Here is a 6090-nt window from a genome sequence, read left to right on the forward strand (position 1 = left end):
TCGGCGCTAATCGGCGCTCTGCGTCGGGTTGTGGCCGCTGCCCCGCAGGGTCAGCGCGGCGATCCGGTCGACGGCCCCGGCCAGGGCCTGGGGCGGCAGCAGACCGGGTCCGCGGCTGCCGGCGAAGTCCGCGAAGGTCTCCGCGGTCGTGTGCTTCGGCCGGAAGCCGAGGGTCTCGCGCATCTGCACCGTCGACACGACCCGGCCGTGGGTGAGCAGCCGGATCTGCTCGGGGGAGAAGTCCGTCATACCCAGCGTACGCACCAGGGAGCCGGTCCAGGTGACCGCGGGCAGCAGCAGCGGCACGGTGGGCCGTCCCAGCCGCCGGGAACACTGCGAGAGCAGCAGCACGCCGTCACCGGCGATGTTGAAGGTCCCGCTGTTGAGCGTGGACCGGGCCGGTTCGTGCGCCGCGATCCGCAGCACCTCGATCACATCGTCCTCGTGCACGAACTGCAACCGCGGATCGTAGCCGAACACGGTCGGCAGCACCGGCAGCGAGAAGTACGCGGCCAGCGGCGTGTCGGCGGTCGGGCCCAGGATGTTCGCGAACCGCAGCACGCACACGGCCACGTCGGGCCGCCGCCGCGCGAAGCCCCGTACGTACCCCTCGACCTCCACCGTGTCCTTGGCGAAGCCTCCGCTGGGCAGCGACTTGGGCGGGGTGGTCTCGGTGAACACGGCGGGGTCACGGGAGGCCGACCCGTACACGTTCGTACTGGACTTGACGACCAGCCGCCGCACGGCCGGTGACTTCTGGCAGGCGCCGAGGAGCTGCATGGTGCCGATGACGTTGGTCTCCTTGACCGTGGCCCGGCTGCCGCTGCCCAGCGCCATGCCGGTCACGTCCAGATGCACGACCGTGTCGGCGGCCGTCTCGGCGAGGACGCGCGCGATGCCGGGCTGCCGGATGTCGGCCTGGATGAAGTCGGCCCCGCCGAGGTGGTGCTCGGGCGGCACCGCGTCGACGGCGACCACCCGGTCCACCTCGGGGTCACGCTGGATCCGCCGCACGAAACGACCGCCCAGCTGCCGGGCCACGCCGGTCACGAGCACGACCTTGCCCAAGATCAGCGCCTTCCTTCCGCATGTCCCTCTGTTCGAGCCAACTTAGCGGGTGGACGTGGCGCTGCCATGGCCACCCGGTGCAGGAGGTGACCGAAATTTCCCAGTCATTCCCCGGTCGGAACATGCCTGTGGCCCCGCATCACTCCGGATGGGGGGCCACATTCACAGCTCTCGCGGCTCGCGTCGAACCCTACTTCTTGTTACGACGCTGAACACGCGTGCGCTTGAGCAGCTTGCGGTGCTTCTTCTTCGCCATCCGCTTACGCCGCTTCTTGATAACAGAGCCCACGACTACCCTCGCTCACTTCTCATCACTCGGTGCTGGGCGCCATGGGCCCATACGACCTACAAGGGGCTAGCCTACCCGCCCGAGGGCTGAGGTCGTAATCGAGGTGCTCCGGGCGGTCACCCGGGGCCGTCGTCAGGCCGTTTCGACCCCCACGTAGCTCTCGCGGAGGTACTCGTGTACCGCTTGCTCCGGGACGCGGAAGGACCGCCCCACCCGGATCGCGGGCAGATGACCACTGTGCACCAGCCGGTACACGGTCATCTTCGACACTCGCATCACCGCAGCGACTTCCGCCACGGTCAGGAATACGACCTCGTTCAGAGGCCTCTCGCCAGCAGCCATGACACACCTGAACCTTCCGCACTCGACGGCCACCGGCTTCCCCTTCCGGTGACTCTTCGTCGCTGCGTGCTCACTCCCCAGACTAGATGCGGGTGATGCGAGTGGGGAAGAGGTGCACCCATCGGCGGCCTACCGTGACAGACACGCTCGATTGAGTACGTAGCGGGTAAGCGGACGGTAGTAAGCAGACCGCACAGCGTCATCAAGTGGAACGACGACGGACACGCGCCCCTCCGCCTCACCCACGAACAGCGCGGGGTCGTCGGTGTCGGCCAGCCCCATGGCCTCGAACCCCAGTTGACCTGCTCCGCAGACCCAGCCGTGGTCCCCGATCACCAGCTCCGGCAGCGGCCCGCCGGCCTCCGCGGCGGCGGCCAGCACGGTCCGAACCGGCAGGGGGGAGTGCGTGTGCGCGCCGGGCTCACAACCGGGGCGTTCCGCTCCGGGATCACGGACCAGCGCGACTCCCCGTACGTAATCAAGGTTGTACGTGCGTAGTCCGAACCGGGTCGTTATGTCGACACAGTGACCCTGCGCGGGGGTGAGGACGTCACATCCCGCCGCCGAGAGCGCGTCCGCCAGGGCGGCGTAGAAGCCGAGCAGGCGGTGCGGGTGCCCGGTGCCGATCAGCACGGGGGCACCATGCCGGGCCACCACCCCGATGCGCTCCGCGAAGGCGTCGAGCGCGGCCAGCGTCAGCTCCGGGTCAATCACATCATGACCGGATGTGTGCTGAGGATCCGCCGAAACCCCACATCTTTGCGCCATCAGTTCGATCAAATCCCGTTGTCCCCAGGAAAGTTCGGGATCGATCCCGATCAGCGCGCGGGGATCACGAGCGGCGAACAGCCGATAACTGCGCAGGCTCGCCTCCCGCGAGGTGGCCACCGGCCCGGCCAGGCGGGCGGCCAGCAGATGCGCGCGGAGGACTCCGGTGCTCAACACTCATGTGATCCTGACGGACCGCACCCCCCACCGGAACGCATTCCCCCCAAGACCCCACGCATGGCCCAACGCCGAGCCGGCACCCCCGGCCCCGGAGGGACGGCGCCACACCCGCACCACAGCGCCCCGTCAGGAGCGCGGGGAACTGCGCGCCCAGCCACACCCCACCCGCAGACGTCACCCGACCCACCCGACCCACCCGATCCACCACACCCACCACACCCACCACACCCACCAAGCAGAGCGCTCGACGACCCGTCAGGCCAGCATCCCCCGCATCGGGAACACCGCCCGCCGCGTCGCCAGTACGGCCTGGTCCAGACGGTCGGCCGGGTCGTACCCCTGCTCCCAGTGGGCCCACGACACGGGCCAGCGCCCGTCCGTCATCCGCATCGGCCCCAACTGCCGCGTACGGGCGAACACCTCCTGCCGCCACTCCTCGGGAATCAACGTCTCCGGCTCCACCGGCCGCTCCGCCGCGATCCCCACGAGATGCGTCCACGACCGCGGCACGACACCCACCACGTCGTACCCGCCCCCGCCGAGCGCGATCCACTTCCCACCCGTGTGCGCGTGCGCCAGTTCATGGCACGCCACCTGCACCGCCCGCTGCGCGTCCAACGAGACGGCCAGATGCGCCAGCGGATCCTCGAAGTGCGTATCGGCGCCGTGCTGCGTCACCAGGACCTCGGGCCGGAAGTCGGCGATCAGTTCCGGCACCACCGCGTGGAACGCCCGCAACCAGCCCTCGTCCCCGGTCCCGGCCGGCAGCGGCAGATTCACGGCGGACCCCGCGGCCGTCTCCGCCCCGGTCTCCTCCGGCCACCCGGTCTGCGGGAACAACGTCCGGGGATGTTCGTGCAGCGAGATCGTCAGAACCCGCGGATCCTCCCAGAACGCCGCCTGCACCCCGTCCCCGTGGTGCACGTCGACATCCACGTACGCGACGCGTTCGGCGCCCATCTCCAGCAGGCGCGCGATCGCCAGCGCGGCGTCGTTGTAGATGCAGAACCCGGAGGCACCCCCGGGCATCGCGTGATGCAGCCCGCCCGTGAAGTTCACCGCGTGCGGCGCGTCCCCGCGCCACACCGCCTCCGCGGCCGCCACCGACTGTCCGGCGATCAGCGCCGACGCCTCGTGCATGCCGGCGAACGCGGGATCGTCCAAGGTCCCCAGGCCGTACGAACCGTCCGCGGACGCGGGATCGGCCGAGGCGGCCTTCACCGCCTCGATGTAGTCCTCCCGGTGGACCAGCCGCAGCGTCGAGTCCCCCGCCGGCTGCGCCGCGACGACGTCCACCTCGCGATCGAGCCCGAAGGCGCCGACCAGCCTCCGCGTCAACGCCAGCCGGACCGGGTCCATCGGGTGGCCCGCGCCGAAGTCATAGCCCGTTACTGCCTCGTCCCACATCAGCTGTGTGCGGCCGCTCATGCTCGCCACCGTATCGGTCCGATCCGGCCTCGAACGACCTGGCGTACACGAGCGTCACCAAAACCAACACCATCGGCACGAGCATCGCCCCGCGATAGCTCCAGGCGTCGCCGAGCACCCCCACCAACGGCGAACCGATCAGAAAACCCACGTAGTTGAAGATGTTGAGCCGCGCGACAGCCGCGTCCGAGGCCCCCGGGAACAGCCGGCCTGCCGCCGCGAACGTCTGCGGCACCAACACGCACAGACCCAGCCCCAGCAGCGTGAACCCGAGCATCCCGACCCACGCGCCCGGCGCCACCGACACCACCGCGAACCCGGCCGCCGCCAGCAACGACCCCACCCGCACCACCGCCACGGCCCCGAACCGCCGCACCCCGAAGTCCCCGATGGCCCGCCCCGCCAACGTGGTCACCATGTACACGTTGTACGGAACGGTCGACAGCTGCTCCGAACTGCCCAGCACATCCTTCAGGTACTTCGCGCTCCAGTTGGAGACGGTCGAGTCCCCGATGTACGCGAAGGTCATCACCAGGCACAGCGGAAGCAGCATCCGGAAGACGACACTCCCGCCGCCCGCTCCCCCCTGACCGTCCGCCGCAGGCGTCGGCTCACCGTCCACATACCACCGGCTCCCCACCAGAACCGCCGGCAACAGCACCACCACGACCGGCAGGTACGACACCCACAGCGCCAACTCCCAGTGCGCCCCCACCCAGGCCAGCGAGGCCCCGATCATCCCACCCAGGCTGTACACGGCATGGAAGCTGAGCATGATGCTCCGCCCGTACGCCCGTTGCAGGCTCACCCCGAGCATGTTCATCGAGGCGTCCAGGGCGCCGACGGCCAGTCCGAACGCCGCCAGCGCCACCATCAGCACGACCAGCCGGTCACCGGCCCCCACCCCGAGCAGCGCGAGCAGCACCACGGGCTGCGACCAGCGCAGCAGCCGACTTGGCCGTATTCGCTTCACCAGATGCTCGGTGCTGACGCTGCCGACTCCGGCGAGGATCGGTACGGCCGCCAGGAAGACGGGCAATAACGCGTCGGAGACGCCGTAACGGTCCTGCATGGCCGGGATGCGCGTGACGAGCAGGGCGAACGCGACGCCCTGGGCGAAGAAGCCGAACGCCAACGAAGCCCTGCCGCGTCGCAGCACATCTGTCATGGCCGCGAGGGTAAGGCCCTGCGGTACCGGTGGGTAGATCCCACCAAAGCTGAATTTCCCTCACCTTTGCCGGCGAGGCCGACGGGAGCCGCCCCCGGGATCAGACCAGCAGATCCAGCAACTCCCCCATGTCGGAGAAGAGTCGATCGGCGCCGGTGAGCCGCTCCGGAGGTGTCATGGCGGTGAATCCGTACACGTCCATCCCGGCCGCGACGGCCGCCTGCACGCCCAGCGGGCTGTCCTCCACGACGACGCACCGCCCGGGAGCGACCCCCATCCGCTCGGCCGCGTACAGGAACAGGTCCGGCGCCGGCTTGCCGCGTCCGACGTCCTGCGCGCTGAAGATCCGCGCTTCCTCGAACCACCGGTCGAGTCCCGTCGTCCGGTGCCCCACCCGGATCCGTTCGTGGCTCCCGGAGGACGCCACACAGTACGGCACTCCGTCCGCGGCCAGCTTCTCCAGCACACCGACGGCACCGCCTATCGGCTTCAACTCCCGCTCGAACGCGGCGAACACGCGCGCGTGGAAGGTGTCGTCGAAGTCGTCCGGCAGCCGCTGTCCGGTCCGTTCCGCCACCAGATCGTGTACGCGATGCATGGCGGCGCCCATGTAGTCCCGCAGCGAGTCCTCGTAGGAGGTCGGATGCCCCAGTTCGGTGAGATAGTCCGCGAGCAGCCGGTTGGAAATGGGCTCGCTGTCCACGAGCACACCGTCGTTGTCGAAGATGACCAGGTCGTAGCGCATGCTCCGACCCTAAACGCAGAAATCCCCCGTGCCCAAGAGCACGGGGGATTCCCCACAATTAGTTCGGCGGCGTCCTACTCTCCCACAGGGTCCCCCCTGCAG

The 6090-nt window shown here is 69.4% G+C and carries 7 protein-coding genes; all 7 read right to left on the reverse strand.

Going from position 1 to position 6090, the window contains the following annotated elements:
- Window positions 1–6: 6 nt before the first annotated feature.
- Window positions 7–1068, reverse strand: coding sequence for an NAD-dependent epimerase/dehydratase family protein (locus tag ACFC09_RS20550; RefSeq protein ID WP_376530160.1), 1062 nt, complete (start codon window positions 1066–1068; stop codon window positions 7–9).
- Between the two features lie 190 nt (window positions 1069–1258).
- Entirely contained in the window at window positions 1259–1357 is a 99-nt protein-coding gene (locus ACFC09_RS20555; RefSeq protein WP_003948845.1) for a 30S ribosomal protein bS22, read from the reverse strand.
- Window positions 1358–1489: 132 nt separating this feature from the next.
- Window positions 1490–1699, reverse strand: a complete 210-nt coding sequence (locus tag ACFC09_RS20560) for a helix-turn-helix domain-containing protein (protein ID WP_067299677.1) — start codon at window positions 1697–1699, stop codon at window positions 1490–1492.
- Between the two features lie 129 nt (window positions 1700–1828).
- Window positions 1829–2644, reverse strand: a complete 816-nt coding sequence (locus tag ACFC09_RS20565) for a phosphatase (RefSeq protein WP_376530163.1) — start codon at window positions 2642–2644, stop codon at window positions 1829–1831.
- 258 nt (window positions 2645–2902) lie between these two features.
- On the reverse strand, window positions 2903–4075 hold the full coding sequence (locus ACFC09_RS20570) for an acetoin utilization protein AcuC (RefSeq protein ID WP_376530166.1): 1173 nt from the start codon (window positions 4073–4075) through the stop codon (window positions 2903–2905).
- Complete coding sequence (locus ACFC09_RS20575; RefSeq protein ID WP_376530169.1) at window positions 4026–5243, reverse strand: MFS transporter; 1218 nt, start codon at window positions 5241–5243, stop codon at window positions 4026–4028. Before ACFC09_RS20575 ends, ACFC09_RS20570 begins: the two co-directional genes overlap by 50 nt.
- A gap of 100 nt (window positions 5244–5343) precedes the next feature.
- Window positions 5344–5988 (reverse strand): HAD family hydrolase, encoded by a 645-nt coding sequence (locus ACFC09_RS20580; RefSeq protein WP_376530171.1) that lies wholly within the window; start codon window positions 5986–5988, stop codon window positions 5344–5346.
- Window positions 5989–6090: the final 102 nt, after the last annotated feature.

The organism is Streptomyces sp. NPDC056161, assembly GCF_042268025.1.
Classification (GTDB): Bacteria; Actinomycetota; Actinomycetes; order Streptomycetales; family Streptomycetaceae; genus Streptomyces.

Bases quoted from the DNA above. Each gene is read 5' to 3' on its own strand.
- ACFC09_RS20560 (WP_067299677.1), bottom strand. From the start codon at position 1,699: ATGGCTGCTGGCGAGAGGCCTCTGAACGAGGTCGTATTCCTGACCGTG.
- ACFC09_RS20570 (WP_376530166.1), bottom strand. From the start codon at position 4,075: ATGAGCGGCCGCACACAGCTGATGTGGGACGAGGCAGTAACGGGCTAT.
- ACFC09_RS20575 (WP_376530169.1), bottom strand. From the start codon at position 5,243: ATGACAGATGTGCTGCGACGCGGCAGGGCTTCGTTGGCGTTCGGCTTC.
- ACFC09_RS20580 (WP_376530171.1), bottom strand. From the start codon at position 5,988: ATGCGCTACGACCTGGTCATCTTCGACAACGACGGTGTGCTCGTGGAC.